15 protein-coding genes are annotated in these 13,753 nt (G+C 32.3%); 8 read left to right on the top strand and 7 right to left on the bottom strand.

What is annotated here, in order from left to right:
• Positions 1–2: 2 nt before the first annotated feature.
• From mazG to def, 3 genes are all read right to left on the bottom strand, one after another.
• The gene (gene mazG, locus AB3G34_RS03495; RefSeq protein ID WP_367768593.1) at positions 3–785 is read right to left on the bottom strand and encodes a nucleoside triphosphate pyrophosphohydrolase; all 783 of its coding nucleotides are present in this window, start codon (positions 783–785) and stop codon (positions 3–5) included.
• Positions 786–869: 84 nt separating this feature from the next.
• On the bottom strand, positions 870–1,343 hold the full coding sequence (locus tag AB3G34_RS03490; RefSeq protein WP_367752085.1) for a DUF5606 domain-containing protein: 474 nt from the start codon (positions 1,341–1,343) through the stop codon (positions 870–872).
• 89 nt (positions 1,344–1,432) lie between these two features.
• Positions 1,433–2,020 (bottom strand): peptide deformylase, encoded by a 588-nt coding sequence (gene def / locus AB3G34_RS03485; protein ID WP_367768590.1) that lies wholly within the window; start codon positions 2,018–2,020, stop codon positions 1,433–1,435.
• A gap of 201 nt (positions 2,021–2,221) precedes the next feature.
• On the opposite strand from def, the gene AB3G34_RS03480 reads away from it, so the two are divergent.
• Positions 2,222–4,453 carry an FUSC family membrane protein gene (locus tag AB3G34_RS03480; RefSeq protein WP_367768588.1) on the top strand — a complete coding sequence of 744 codons (2,232 nt, stop codon included), beginning with the start codon at positions 2,222–2,224 and terminating at the stop codon, positions 4,451–4,453.
• Positions 4,454–4,493: 40 nt separating this feature from the next.
• On the opposite strand, the gene AB3G34_RS03475 is transcribed toward AB3G34_RS03480, so the two are convergent.
• The 4 genes from AB3G34_RS03475 to AB3G34_RS03460 all read right to left on the bottom strand — a co-directional run bounded on the left by AB3G34_RS03475 (position 4,494) and on the right by AB3G34_RS03460 (position 7,035).
• Positions 4,494–5,993 carry a malate:quinone oxidoreductase gene (locus AB3G34_RS03475; protein WP_367768586.1) on the bottom strand — a complete coding sequence of 500 codons (1,500 nt, stop codon included), beginning with the start codon at positions 5,991–5,993 and terminating at the stop codon, positions 4,494–4,496.
• Between the two features lie 119 nt (positions 5,994–6,112).
• The gene (gene ruvX, locus AB3G34_RS03470; RefSeq protein WP_367768583.1) at positions 6,113–6,529 is read right to left on the bottom strand and encodes a Holliday junction resolvase RuvX; all 417 of its coding nucleotides are present in this window, start codon (positions 6,527–6,529) and stop codon (positions 6,113–6,115) included.
• 1 nt (position 6,530) lies between these two features.
• Positions 6,531–6,812 carry a type II toxin-antitoxin system RelE/ParE family toxin gene (locus AB3G34_RS03465; protein WP_367752075.1) on the bottom strand — a complete coding sequence of 94 codons (282 nt, stop codon included), beginning with the start codon at positions 6,810–6,812 and terminating at the stop codon, positions 6,531–6,533.
• A complete protein-coding gene (locus AB3G34_RS03460) occupies positions 6,802–7,035 on the bottom strand; it encodes a hypothetical protein (protein WP_369753464.1) in 234 nt (77 codons plus the stop codon). The genes AB3G34_RS03465 and AB3G34_RS03460 overlap by 11 nt, the downstream gene beginning before the upstream one ends.
• A 344-nt stretch (positions 7,036–7,379) precedes the next feature.
• On the opposite strand from AB3G34_RS03460, the gene AB3G34_RS03455 reads away from it, so the two are divergent.
• The 7 genes from AB3G34_RS03455 (at position 7,380) to AB3G34_RS03425 (ending at position 13,713) form a co-directional block, all read left to right on the top strand.
• Entirely contained in the window at positions 7,380–8,195 is an 816-nt protein-coding gene (locus tag AB3G34_RS03455) for a 2,3,4,5-tetrahydropyridine-2,6-dicarboxylate N-succinyltransferase (protein ID WP_367752071.1), read from the top strand.
• Positions 8,196–8,228: 33 nt separating this feature from the next.
• Positions 8,229–9,209 (top strand): glycosyltransferase family 2 protein, encoded by a 981-nt coding sequence (locus AB3G34_RS03450; RefSeq protein WP_369753463.1) that lies wholly within the window; start codon positions 8,229–8,231, stop codon positions 9,207–9,209.
• A gap of 19 nt (positions 9,210–9,228) precedes the next feature.
• Complete coding sequence (locus AB3G34_RS03445; protein ID WP_369753462.1) at positions 9,229–10,293, top strand: glycosyltransferase family 9 protein; 1,065 nt, start codon at positions 9,229–9,231, stop codon at positions 10,291–10,293.
• Between the two features lie 40 nt (positions 10,294–10,333).
• The gene (locus AB3G34_RS03440; RefSeq protein ID WP_369753461.1) at positions 10,334–11,107 is read left to right on the top strand and encodes a glycosyltransferase family 2 protein; all 774 of its coding nucleotides are present in this window, start codon (positions 10,334–10,336) and stop codon (positions 11,105–11,107) included.
• Between the two features lie 146 nt (positions 11,108–11,253).
• Entirely contained in the window at positions 11,254–11,820 is a 567-nt protein-coding gene (locus AB3G34_RS03435) for an L-threonylcarbamoyladenylate synthase (protein WP_369753460.1), read from the top strand.
• Positions 11,821–11,878: 58 nt separating this feature from the next.
• Positions 11,879–12,262, top strand: a complete 384-nt coding sequence (locus tag AB3G34_RS03430; protein ID WP_367752062.1) for a GxxExxY protein — start codon at positions 11,879–11,881, stop codon at positions 12,260–12,262.
• A 29-nt stretch (positions 12,263–12,291) separates the two neighbouring features.
• On the top strand, positions 12,292–13,713 hold the full coding sequence (locus tag AB3G34_RS03425; protein ID WP_369753459.1) for a CCA tRNA nucleotidyltransferase: 1,422 nt from the start codon (positions 12,292–12,294) through the stop codon (positions 13,711–13,713).
• Positions 13,714–13,753: the final 40 nt, after the last annotated feature.

Raw genomic sequence — 13,753 nt, 5'->3', positions numbered from 1 at the left:
TCCTATTTTTGGGGTAACCGCTTCGCTTCTTCCCAAAAAACATCCATTTCAGCCAAAGTCATGTCCATTAGTGGTTTTCCTAATTCTCCTGCTTTACTTTCTAAATATTGAAAACGTTTAATGAATTTTTTGTTAGTGCGTTCTAAAGCATCTTCGGGATTTACATTTAAAAAGCGAGCGTAATTAATCATTGAAAATAAAACATCGCCAAACTCGGATTCTATTTTATCTTGGTCTCCTGCTTTAACCTCAACCTGTAATTCCTCCAATTCTTCTTGCACCTTGTCCCAAACTTGATGTGATTCTTCCCAGTCAAATCCTACCCCTTTTACTTTATCTTGAATTCTACTTGCTTTTACTAAAGCAGGTAAACTTTTAGGAACTCCTTCAAGAACCGATTTTTTACCTTCTTTCAATTTTAATTTTTCCCAATTTTGCTTGACTTCTTCTTCATCTTTTACTACCGTATCACTATAAATATGAGGATGACGGTGAATCAATTTTTCACAAATTTCATTACACACATCCGCAATGTCAAAATCATTAGTTTCACTGCCTATTTTGGCATAAAAAACAATATGTAATAGTAAGTCACCTAATTCCTTCTTTACTTCATTTAAATCATTATCCAAAATAGCATCCCCCAATTCATAGGTTTCTTCAATAGTAAGGTGACGTAATGTTTGAAGAGTTTGTTTTTTATCCCAAGGGCATTTTTCCCTTAGATCATCCATAATATTTAATAATCTTTCAAAAGCTTGAAGTTGAATTTGTCTTGCATTCATAGCGTACGGTTTTGTGTAAAAATAAGAAATCCTGTAATCTAATAAAGAAGATTACAGGATTAATTTATAAACATAAGGAATTAATTATTCCTTAACTTTTTTTTCTTTTTTTGGTTTTTCAACAACTGCTTCTGCTTCAACAGTAGTTTCTACTTCAGTAGATTCAGCTGGAGCCTCATCTACAATTAGCCCTTTTGCTTGAATCGTATTGTACCAATTCAAAATTTTCTTGATGTCAGATGGATACACTCTTTCTTCATCGTAATCTGGCAAAATTTCTTTAAAATAAGCTGCTAATGTGGCATTATCTTCTTTATGAGAGATTGCTGGACCATTACTTTCCTTAGCCCCAATACGTTTCATTATTTCGCCTAACGGTTGTTCTCCTTCATAAGTATAAACTGAAATCTCAGATAATAAACTTACATTGCTTTTTAAATTTACCGTGATTTTTTTTCCATCTGCTAATGATTCAGCTACAAAACCAGTACGCGTTTGTACTTTAAGTACGTATAAACCTGGCTTCCCTGAAATGGATAATATTTTTTCTAAACTCATGCTTTTTTAATTATTATTAAGAATTCAATTTGTATTATATTTTTTGTCACGACCAAAGACCATACCAAAATAAGAAATGAAAAATAATATTATCTTCCTTTTTTCGCAATAAAACGCATTCTATAATCTTGAAACGTTTTTCCTTCAGTAATGTTTTTTAATTTTTTTTGTATCAATCGTTTTTTTAGAGATGAAATTTTATCTGTAAACAAGATTCCTTCAATATGATCGTATTCGTGTTGAATTACTCTTGCAATTAAACCGTCAAACACTTCCGTTTTCATTACAAAATCCTCTTCACAGTATTCAATAGTAATTCTTTCGTTTCTATAAACGTCCTCACGAACGTCAGGAATACTTAGGCAACCTTCGTTAAAACACCATTCTTCTCCATCTTCCACTAGAATTTTCGCATTAATAAAAGTTCTTTTAAAGCCTTTTAATTCTTTTTGTGCCGATGCTTCTAAATCCTCATCCTCGCTAAAGGGAGTTGTATCAATTATAAACAAACGAATCGCTTTCCCTATTTGTGGAGCCGCAAGGCCAACACCATAAGCATTATACATCGTTTCATACATATCCGCGATAGTTTGTTTCAAGTCTGGGTGCTCCTCCGTAATATCCTCCCCTACCTTTCTCAAAACAGGATGTCCATATCCTACAATTGGTAAAATCATTGTTCTTGTATTAAATATTATCAACCACAAATCCAGAATCAACATTCCTTAACTGCAGTTTGCAAAAATAGTAAAAAATTAGACAATGAATAATTCCAAATTGATAAATAATATTTTTTTATACTATTGTATTAAATGGTCATTCATTATGATAGGCTTAAATCATACAATCCTTATCTTTGTGAGTAAGCGATATTATTTATGATTTCTACAATAAAAAAATTTACAGACAGTACCAATTTTACAAATGCATTAAAAGTAACTATTTCCGCAGTAATTCCTGTTTTGTTATTTACCTATTTAGGTGATTATTCTATTGGCTTTACAATAGCTCTTGGTGCATTTTTCACGTACCCAAGTGACATTCCCAGTAACTTAAAACACAAAGTAATTGGAATTCTAGTAGCTACATTAATTGTTTCTGGAGTGAATTTATTAATAAATCTTATCCATCCCTACCCATGGATTTTTTATCCATTATTAGCAATATTAATTTTTATATTATCCATGATCTCCGTTTACGGACAACGTGCGATTATGGTTTCATTTTCAGCATTACTGTCTATTTCTTTGGCGTTTGCTCATATTAATTCGGGTTGGGAAATGGTATTGCATTCCGGACTTCTACTTATAGGAGGATTATTTTATTTACTAATTTCATTGCTTTTTTTTTACATTAGACCTCATAGATATGTAGAACTACAGATCGCCGAATGCATTCAATTAACTTCCAGTTACTTAAAATTAAGAGGTGATCTTTGGAAAATAAATTCGGATAGAAAAGCAATCACAAAAAAACAGTTACTATTACAAGTAAAACTGAATGCTATTCATGAAAATATTCGAGAAATTTTAATACGAAATCGTACCAATTCAGGTTCTTCAAATCAAAATCGTAAAATGCTTATTCTTTTTATTTCACTTGTAGAAATAATGGAACTCGCCATATCAACTTCATTTGATCATAATAAATTACATCAAAAATTTGATAACCATCCCAATGTTTTATTGACATATCAAAACTTAGCATATAACCTGTCCAAGGTCTTAAAAGAAATATCAAAAAGCATTGAAGACAAAAGCAAATACAATTCGAAACATAATTTAATAACCGATTTACACGAATTTGAAATAGCTATTTCTGACTATGAAATTGAGATAGGAAAAACACGTGCGACTGAAGGCGTTTTTATGCTTACAACTATGTTGCACTATGCTGAAAAGCAAGTCGAAAAAATAAAAACACTAGAACGTGCTTATACTTCAACCGTCGACTTACATGACTTTAAAGAAAGAGACAAAGATTTAGAAAAATTTATAACGCCATTATATTACCCAATAAGTACATTTCTAGAAAATTTGAGTTTTTCATCGACCGTATTTAGACATTCTCTGCGTTTAACAATTACAATATTAATTGGTTTTATAATTGGGCAACTACTTCCGTTTCAGAATGTATATTGGATATTACTTACCATTATAGTTATCATGCGACAAGAATACGGCTTAACAAAACAACGCACTTATCAAAGAATTTTTGGTACTCTTTTAGGTGGATTAATTGCCTTTGGGATTTTATCAATTGTTCATGATAAAAACATAATAGGGGGTTTAGCTATTATTGCAATGCTTTTTGGATTTTCATTTACTCCCACTAATTATAAAATTGGAGCCACATTTGTCACTTTATATGTGGTTTTTATTTATGGAATTTTAACACCTAATATTCAAGATGTAATCCAATTTCGAATATTAGATACCCTAGTGGGTGCTACATTATCCTTTTTAGCTAATTATTTTTTATGGCCTTCTTGGGAATTTTTGAGTATTCCAATCCATTTGGAAAAATCCATTAAAGCCAACAGAAATTATTTACAACAAATATCGATTTTCTACAATGAAAAAGGAATCGTTTCTACCTCTTACCGCCTTGCCAGAAAACAAGCATTTATTGAAATTGGAAACCTTATGGCTTCTTTCCAAAGGATGTTGCAAGAACCTAAATCTAAGCAAAACAAACTAGCTCAAGTGTATAAATTAACGGTGCTGAACCATGCCTTACTGTCATCCGAAGCCTCATTAGGAACCTATATTCAATCACACAAAACAACCGAAGCTTCTGAAGCCTTTAATGTGGTTGTAAATCAAGTAATAAAAAATTTAGATTACGCTATAGTACTTTTAGGAAATACTGCTTTAGAACAAAAAGAAGAAAACAATAATGAAGAATTCAATACACGATTTACGGAGTTAAAAAAGATTCGTGAAAAAGAACTAAAACAAGTAAATAATAGTAATGACGCAGTGTTTCAACAAAAAATGCAAGAGGCACAACTTGTGATTGAACAATTGATTTGGTTAATAAACTTATCTGAAAATATTGTAAAAACAACAAAAATATTGATCCAAACAAAAAATGAATCCATTAGATAGGATTCATTTTTTTTTATAATTGCAATTCTATTTTTAAAACTTAATTATTCAGTTTTAAAACTTCAGCAGTGTGTTTTCTTATTTCAGCTGAAAGTGCAGGATTCTCATTTAATTGCTGGCCAAAAGAGGGTATCATTATTTTCAATTTTTCTTGCCATTCTGATGTTGCCAATTTGTCTTTAAAACATCTACCTATTAGATCTACCATAATGGAAACCGCCGTTGAAGCGCCTGGTGAAGCGCCTAATAATACTGATAAAGACCCATCGGCAGTAGTAATCACCTCAGTACCAAATTCAAGTATTCCTCCTTCTTTTTTATCTCTTTTTATCACCTGAACTCTTTGCCCTGCTCTTTCTATAACCCAGTCTTTCGATTCTGCTCCAGGCACATATTCTCTTAAGGCATTCATTCTATCTTCTGGCGATTGACGTACTTGCTCTATTAAATATTTTGTTAGTGGAATGTTTTTTATTCCTGCAGAAATCATTGGAAAAATATTATCTGTAGTGATCGATAATGGCAAATCAGAATAAGAACCATTTTTCAAAAAACGAGTAGAAAAACCAGCAAAAGGTCCAAATAGTAATTGTTTTTCTCCATTAATCATTCTAGAATCGATATGAGGAACAGACATAGGAGGCGCACCTACACTAGCTTTTCCGTATACTTTCACTTTATGTTTAGCAATTACCTCTGGATTCGTGCATTTAAGCCATTGCCCACTTACTGGAAAACCACCGTACCCTTCTCCTTCAGGAACATCGGCTTTTTCTAATAATGGTAAAGAACCTCCACCTGCACCAATAAATAAAAACTTAGTATACACCTTCATTTTTTGACCCGTAACCAAATCCGTGATTTTTAATCTCCATTTACCATCATCACGTCTTTTTATCTTAGAAACTTCATGGTTATAATGAATCGTAACTCCATCTAAATTTGATAAATAACCAAAGATATTTCTAGTTAATTCACCAAAGTTAACGTCCGTTCCTATAGCCATAGAAGTGGCAGCCACTTTCTCAGACTCATCTCTACCTTCCATTACTAACGGCATCCACTCTTTCAATTGAGAAAAATCAGTACTGAAAACCATATCCTTAAAAAGCGGATTGGCTTGTAACACCTCAAAACGTTTCTTTAAATAGGCAACATTTTTTTCACCCCACACAAAGCTCATGTGCGGAATACTTTTGATAAAATTTTCTGGAGAAGGTAATTTATTTTGTTCCACTAAATAAGACCAAAATTGTCTTGATACTTCAAATGATTCAGCTATACTAATTGCTTTTTTAGGATCAATAGAACCATCTGCTCCTTCTGGGGTATAGTTCAGCTCACAAAAAGCAGAATGTCCAGTTCCAGCATTATTCCATGCATCAGAACTTTCGGCAGCCGCAATGTCTAATCTCTCAAAAATTTGAATTTTTATATCAGGTTGTAGTTCTTTTAGAATTAAGCCAAGCGTGGCGCTCATAATTCCAGCTCCTATAAGTACTACTTCAGTATTTGAACGAATGGTTTTTGTATCAAGCATATCAAAATTTTAAAATGCAAAGATACTTTATATAATTAAAAAAATTATAATAAATTAAGGTGGAAAAGTTAGAAATTACGAAAACGTTCTAGTCTTTATAGTTGATTCAAAATGACTACTTAAAACTTTTTTTGAATCAGGTAATCTTGAAGCATAATTGTAGCCGAAATTTCATCAATTAGGCCTTTATTTTGACGTTGTTTCTTATTGAGTCCACTATCGATCATAGTTTGAAAAGCCATTTTTGAGGTAAAACGTTCATCCATTCGTATGACTTTCATGTCTGGAAAATGGTTGGTAAAATGAGTCACAAAGCCTTTTATTATTGAGGCACTTTCGGATGGTTGACCATTCATTTGTTTAGGTTCCCCAATTAAAACTGCCTCCACCTTTTCTTTGGTAAAATAATCTTTCAAAAAAGCAATAGCTGTAGCAGAGGGAATAGTAGTTAATCCCGAGGCGATGATTTGCATTTCGTCTGTAACAGCAATTCCGGTGCGTTTTTGACCGTAGTCTATGGAAAGTATTCTTGGCATTTTATAGGGAGTCTTTATATTTTATGAAAGCAAAAACAGAAACCATTTCTTTCTCAACATCAACTTCATAAACAGCTATATATCCTTTAAAAACATAATCTCTTATGTTTTCATTTTCAAAATATCTAGATACTTTGAAATGAAAGGGATGTTTTAGGTCTTTTTTAATGTTTCTAAGTAATTCTTTTCTGAATTTTAATGCCGCTTTGGGTTTGTCTTTGTAAATAAAACGAACTTGATTTGTAAGTAATTCCAAAAATTCATTGGAGACACTAACTGTCATATTCTGAAAAGGTTTGATCTAAAATAGCATCTGCTTCTTCAACAGTATGCATTTTTTCAGCACCACTTTTTAGTTTAGCATAAGCAATATCTACCTTTCTTTTATTACTATCCAATTGTGCTTCTTCTTGAACTATTTTCAACTCATCCGAAGAGAATGAACTCAATAATTCTAAAATTTTGGCTTTGATATTGGGTTGAAATTCTAATCTAATGGTTTCCATAATCTTGATTTTAAAATACAAAGATAAAACATTTCATGATAAGTTGTTTTTTGTATTCGTTTCTCCATCACACCAAATATCTTGTCTGTTTTCATATGATTTTTAAAACAAATTTAAAATCAAAATCTTGTCTTTAAAGAGGGCTGCGTGAGGGATTGTAGTGAAGCTCTTTTTATTGCTGGATTTTTTGACCAGTAATAAAAAAGCGAGAACGAAAAGCCCGACCCGAAGTTTTTACGTAGGGTCATGCCCAAAGAAATCATATGAAAAAACTAACATTTTGGAAAAATTTTCACTTTTTGCTTTTGGTTAAAAAGTATATCTTTGTCAAAAATCTAACAAAAATGAATCCATTACAGACAATTATAGAACAAGCTTGGGAAAACCGTGCTTTGTTACAAGAAACTACAACAACTGATGCTATCAGAGAAGTTATTGAATTATTAGACGCAGGAAAATTACGTGTTGCTGAACCAGTAGGTGAAGGATGGCAGGTAAATGAATGGGTAAAGAAAGCGGTTGTAATGTACTTCCCTATTCAAAAAATGGAAACTTGGGAAGCCGGTATTTTTGAATACAACGATAAAATGTTGCTAAAAAGAGATTATGCTGCCAAAGGAGTTCGTGTAGTTCCTGGAGCATCAGCTCGTTATGGTGCTTATATTTCAAGTGGTGTAATCATGATGCCAAGTTATGTAAACATTGGTGCTTATGTAGATGAAGGAACCATGGTTGATACTTGGGCAACTGTAGGAAGCTGTGCTCAAATTGGTAAAAATGTACATTTAAGTGGTGGTGTTGGTATTGGTGGTGTTCTTGAACCTTTGCAAGCGGCTCCGGTAATTATTGAAGACGGCGCTTTTGTAGGTTCTCGTTGTATTGTTGTTGAAGGAGTTCATGTTGGTAAAGAAGCAGTTCTTGGTGCTAATGTTTGTTTGACTGCCTCTACAAAAATCATTGATGTTACTGGTGAAACTCCGGTTGAAATGAAAGGTTTTGTACCTGCTCGTTCTGTAGTGATTCCTGGTAGTTATACTAAAAAATTCGCTGCTGGTGAATTTCAAGTACCATGTGCATTAATCATTGGGACACGTAAACCTTCAACTGATTTGAAAACTTCATTGAATGATGCTTTACGCGAATATGACGTAGCGGTATAATCCGATTCGTTAACCCACTTTATAAAAGACCTATTGGATATATCTATAATTATCGTTAATTATCGTGGCTGGAAAGCATTAGACGAATGTTTAGAATCTATTGCTACAATTGTTTCAAAAACAATTTCCTTTGAGGTTATCGTAATTGATAATTTCTCTAACGATGGACAATTCTCTATTTTTAAAGAAAAATATTCCAAGTTTACAATAATAGAAAATTCTGGAAATAATGGTTTCTCAAATGGTTGCAACGTTGGTGCAAGCATGGCAACGGGAAACCATTTCCTTTTTTTAAATCCAGATACCAAACTTACTATTGAAGCATTAGAAATACTTTTACAAACTGCCGTTTCACATCCTGAAATTGGAATTCTATCGTGTTTACAAATCAATGAGAATGCTATTTTCTATAAGCAAAACAACTTATTTCCTGCTTTGGGACGCTTTTTCGGAATTTCGCGAGCGCTTTTTAGAAAATGGAACAAAGCCAAACTAGAAAAACGCTTTAACACTACTACCGATTTGTTTTACCCAGATTGGGTCACTGGTGCAGTTGTTTTTATAAACAGAGATTGGTACACCAAAATTAACGGCTGGAACGAAGATTACTGGTTGTACTTTGAAGATGTTGATCTTTGTAAAAAAATAACCGATATAGGTGGAAAAGTTGCCGTTACTAGAAAAGCAACGATTTTTCATCAACATGGTGGTGCTTCCCGATTGAATATCAAAACAAAAGCACTCACAAAAACAGAAGTTATTATTTCAAAACACACTTATATTAGCAATCAATTTACTTTTGGAATACAAATCTATTTACATAGCTTGTTGATTATTGGAGTACTATTAGAAAAAATAATATTATCTGTAATTAGTCTATTTTTATTTTTTATTCCAAAATTAAAAGTGAATCGATTGATGCTTAAAAATCTATCCGTTTATTATTTTAATGCCATACAAAAGCAAACCTGGATTAGTCCTAGAGCCATGAATTACTTGAAAATAAAAGCATAATTTTTCAAATCCAAATCAAATGAAAATACTTGTTATTCAACAAAAAATGATTGGAGATGTCTTAATAAGCTCTTTATTATGTGATAATTTGCGCAAAGCATACCCCAACGCTCAAATTGATTACATGGTTTATGAATCGACAATTGCTGTTTTACAGGGAAATACTAGCTTTGATAATCTTATCCTTTTTAAGGAAAAACATCAAAAGAGTAAATGGGAACTTTATAAATTCCTAAAAACGATTCGTAAAGAAAAATACGATATTGTTATAGATGCTTATTCCAAATTAGAAAGTTGGCTCGTAGTATTATTTTCAGGAGCATCAAAAAAAATATCTTATCTAAAAAAAGGGAGAACATTCCTTTATACAGATAATATAATAAGACAGCAAACACCTACTAGTAATTTAGGCTTAATAATTGAACAACGATTAGCATTGCTAGATCCATTGCAGCTCAACATCGATTTGATTACATTTCCAGAAATTTATGTAACAAAGGAGGAAAATGATTTCGCCTCTTCCCTATTGGATTCTCATGGTCTAGATCGATCCAAAAAAACGATTATGCTCAGTATTATTGGAAGCAGTCCCGACAAAACCTATCCATTGAAATACATGTCAGAATTAGTTGATTTCATTGGTGACAATGATAACTGTAATATCCTTTTTAATTATTTTCCAAAGCAAATTGAAGAAGCTAAAACGATCTTCAATGGATGCAAAGAGAGTACAAAACAAAAAATCTACTTCTCTGTTTTAGGAAAAACAATTCGAGAATTTATCGCCATAATGAACCAATGTGATATGATTATTGGTAATGATGGTGGAGCAATCAATATGGCTAAAGCACTCCACAAACCTTCCTACATTGTTTTTTCTCCTTGGATTGACAAAAAAGGCTGGGCCACATTTGAAGACGGAATCAATCATATTTCCTTACATTTAAATGAATTTAAACCCGAATTATTTGAAGGAAAGTCGGCTAAAATTGTAAAAAAAGAAACTAAATTATTTTATAATGAGTTTCAACCTGAACTATTATTCCCTTCGTTGCAAACTTTTTTAAATACACATTCTCGCTAAACCCAAAAGAAAGAACTTATTTTCAAACTGCCCATAATTTATGATTGAATCGTCTAATACAAATATATCCGTTTTAATAATTACATTAAACGAGGAAAATCAAATGCAGACGCTTTTGGCTGATTTGGATTTTGCGGACGAAATTATTGTTGTCGATTCATTTAGTACAGATAAAACGGAAGCAATTTGTAAATCATTTCCAAAAGTAAAATTCTTTCAAAACACTTTTAAAAATTATCCAGCACAAAGAAATTATGCGATTTCATTAGCCCAAAATGATTGGATTCTTTTCCTTGATGCTGATGAAAGGCTAACTCCTGAATTAAAGTCAGAAATTCTAGAAACGACACAACAAAAAACAACTTCTATTGCTTTTCAGTTTCGTAGAAAATTTATGTTCAAACATAAGGTTCTTCATTTTAGTGGCTGTCAAAATGATAAAATTTTTCGCCTTTTCCATAAAGGATTTGCTACTTACGCAACTGAAAAATTAGTCCATGAAAAATTAATTACGAATGGAAAAACGGCGGTATTCAAAAACAAACTCATTCATTACTCCTATCCTAATTATGGTTCTTATAAAGCAAAAATAATACGTTACGGAGAATTGAAAGCACAGGAAAAGTTTATGCAAAATGACTTTCCTTCCATTTTGTTCCAATACCTCCACCCTGCCTATAACTTCCTTTTTAATTATATTGTACGATTGGGGTTTCTCGACGGAAAAAAAGGAATCACTATTTGCTATCTAAATGCGTACAGTGTTTTTATTCGTTACAAACGATTAAGAATCCTTAAAATCACACTAAATTAAAGGGAGATTTACTAAACGGTATTTCAAAAAACCACAGGTAATAAGTATAAAAAAACAGTATTTTAAGTTATTAGAAACTCAAATAAAGAGTTATAACATTTAGAATAGTTATTTTTGCAGTCAAATTTATTTTTTTTTATATAACTATGGATCTTAACGAAGAAGTAATTAAAGCACTTGAAGTGATCAAAGAAGGTGGAATTATCCTTTATCCTACAGATACCGTTTGGGGAATAGGTTGTGACGCAACTAATGCTGAGGCTGTAGCCAAAATATACAAACTCAAACAAAGAGCCGAAACGCAAAGCATGATCGTTTTGATGAATGGCGAAAAAATGATGTACAATGTTTTCAAAGAAATCCCAGAAGTAGCTTGGCAAATCATGGATTTATCCGAAAACCCCACTACTTTAATTCTTGATAATCCTAGAAACATTGCTGCTAACTTAATTGCCACCGACAAAACTTTAGGAATCCGAATCGTAAAAGAACCTTTTTGCTTTAAACTATTGGAGCGAATGAAAAAACCATTAGTTTCCACTTCGGCCAACATATCAGGGCTACCCACACCAAAAAGTTTCAAAGAAATTAGTCCTGAGATTATTAAAGGTGTAGACTATGTTGTAAATTTGCACCGCGATAAAATTGGGGGGAAACCATCGACAATTATAAAGTTGACAAATGACTCTCAGGTAAAAGTGATACGTAAATAGTTTTTAATAGCAGATTATTAAAGTACAACCGCAGATTCGCAGATTAAAATTTTAATTTATGGAGGAATATTTATCCGCAGATGAGACCTACAAAATAATTGGAATTCTATTTGAAGTTCATAAAACTTTAGGAAAAGGTTTTTCAGAAATTGTATATAAAGACGCTTTAGAATTTGAGTTTAACGAAAACAACATCCCTTATGAACGTGAAAAAGAATACTCAGTAAACTATAAAAACACAATTTTAAAGCATCAGTTTTATGCAGATTTCGTACTTTATAAGTCAATAATTTTAGAAATTAAAACTGTAGATTGTTTTAATAATAGCCATTATAATCAATGCTTAAATTATCTAAAAGTGTCAGATAATGAACTTGCATTATTGGTGAATTTCAATTCTATTTCTTTAGAATACAAACGAATTGTTCGCACAAAAAAATAAAAAAATCTGCGAATCTGCGGTAGAATCTTATGAATTACAAAGAAGCATTACATAACAAAATATTCCAAGTCATCTCTCAGGCTTCCCAAGAACTTAACGTTGATAGTTATGTTATTGGTGGTTTTGTGAGAGATTTGATTTTAAAAAGAGATTTTAAAAAAGACATTGATATCGTTGCTGTTGGCAGCGGAATCGAATTGGCTTTAAAAGTATCTAAATTACTACCTAACAAACCAAAAGTTCAGGTTTTCAAAACTTATGGTACTGCCATGTTGCGTTTTGAAGATACTGAAATCGAATTTGTTGGTGCTAGAAAAGAGTCGTACCATTTTGAAAGTCGCAACCCCGTTGTAGAAAACGGAACGTTAAAAGATGACCAAGACCGTCGTGATTTTACCATCAACGCATTGGCTATTTCTTTAAACTCAAAAAATTACGGGGAATTATTAGATCCTTTTAATGGTTTAAAAGATATGGAAAACAAGGTTTTAAAAACACCTCTTGATCCAGATATCACCTATTCTGACGACCCGTTGCGCATGATGCGTGCCATTCGTTTTGCCAATCAGTTGAATTTTGAAATAGAGGAAAATTCGCTGCAATCCATAACTAAAAATGCTGAGCGAATCAAAATCATTTCAGGAGAACGAATTGTAGATGAATTAAATAAGATTCTTTCGACTGATAAACCATCAATTGGCTTTTTACTGCTTTACAAAACGGGACTTCTAGACATTCTTTTACCAGAATTGACCGCTTTAAACAACGTAGAAGAAATTGAAGGGCAAACACACAAAAACAATTTCTACCATACGCTTGAAGTCGTAGATAATATTTGTCCAAACACAGATGATGTATGGCTTCGTTGGTCTGCTTTACTACATGATATTGGGAAAGCACCAACCAAACGATTTAATAAAAAACAAGGCTGGACCTTTCACGGACATGAATTTCTCGGAGGAAAAATGGTCAAAAAATTATTTGAACGTTTGCATATGCCTTTGAATCAAAAAATGAAATTTGTTCAAAAAATGGTCATGATGAGCTCCCGTCCTATTGTACTTTCGCAAGACACAGTTACGGACTCAGCAGTACGCCGATTGGTTTTTGACGCTGGTGAAGATGTAGAAGACTTAATGACACTTTGTGAAGCTGACATTACCACCAAAAACCCAAATAAATTCAAGAAATACCATAGTAATTTTGAAATTGTTCGAAAGAAAATTGTGGAAGTAGAAGAACGCGATCAAGTACGTAATTTTCAACCTCCAATAACAGGAGAGGAAATTATGGAGCTTTTTAACATAAAGCCTTCCAAAGAAATAGGTATGCTGAAAGAAGCTATAAAAGAAGCTATATTAGAAGGTGAAATCGCCAACGAGTACCAAGCTGCTTACGACTTTATGTTAAAAAGGGCTCAAAAAATCGGATTAAAGATTAACGCTTGTTGAATTAAGAATTAATTGTTTATAAAATATCTTTGCCAAAATT

Source organism: Flavobacterium sp. WC2409 (assembly GCF_041200085.1).
Taxonomy (GTDB): Bacteria; Bacteroidota; Bacteroidia; order Flavobacteriales; family Flavobacteriaceae; genus Flavobacterium.
Note: the sequence above shows the minus strand (reverse complement) of the source record. Positions and strands in the feature narration are given on the sequence as shown.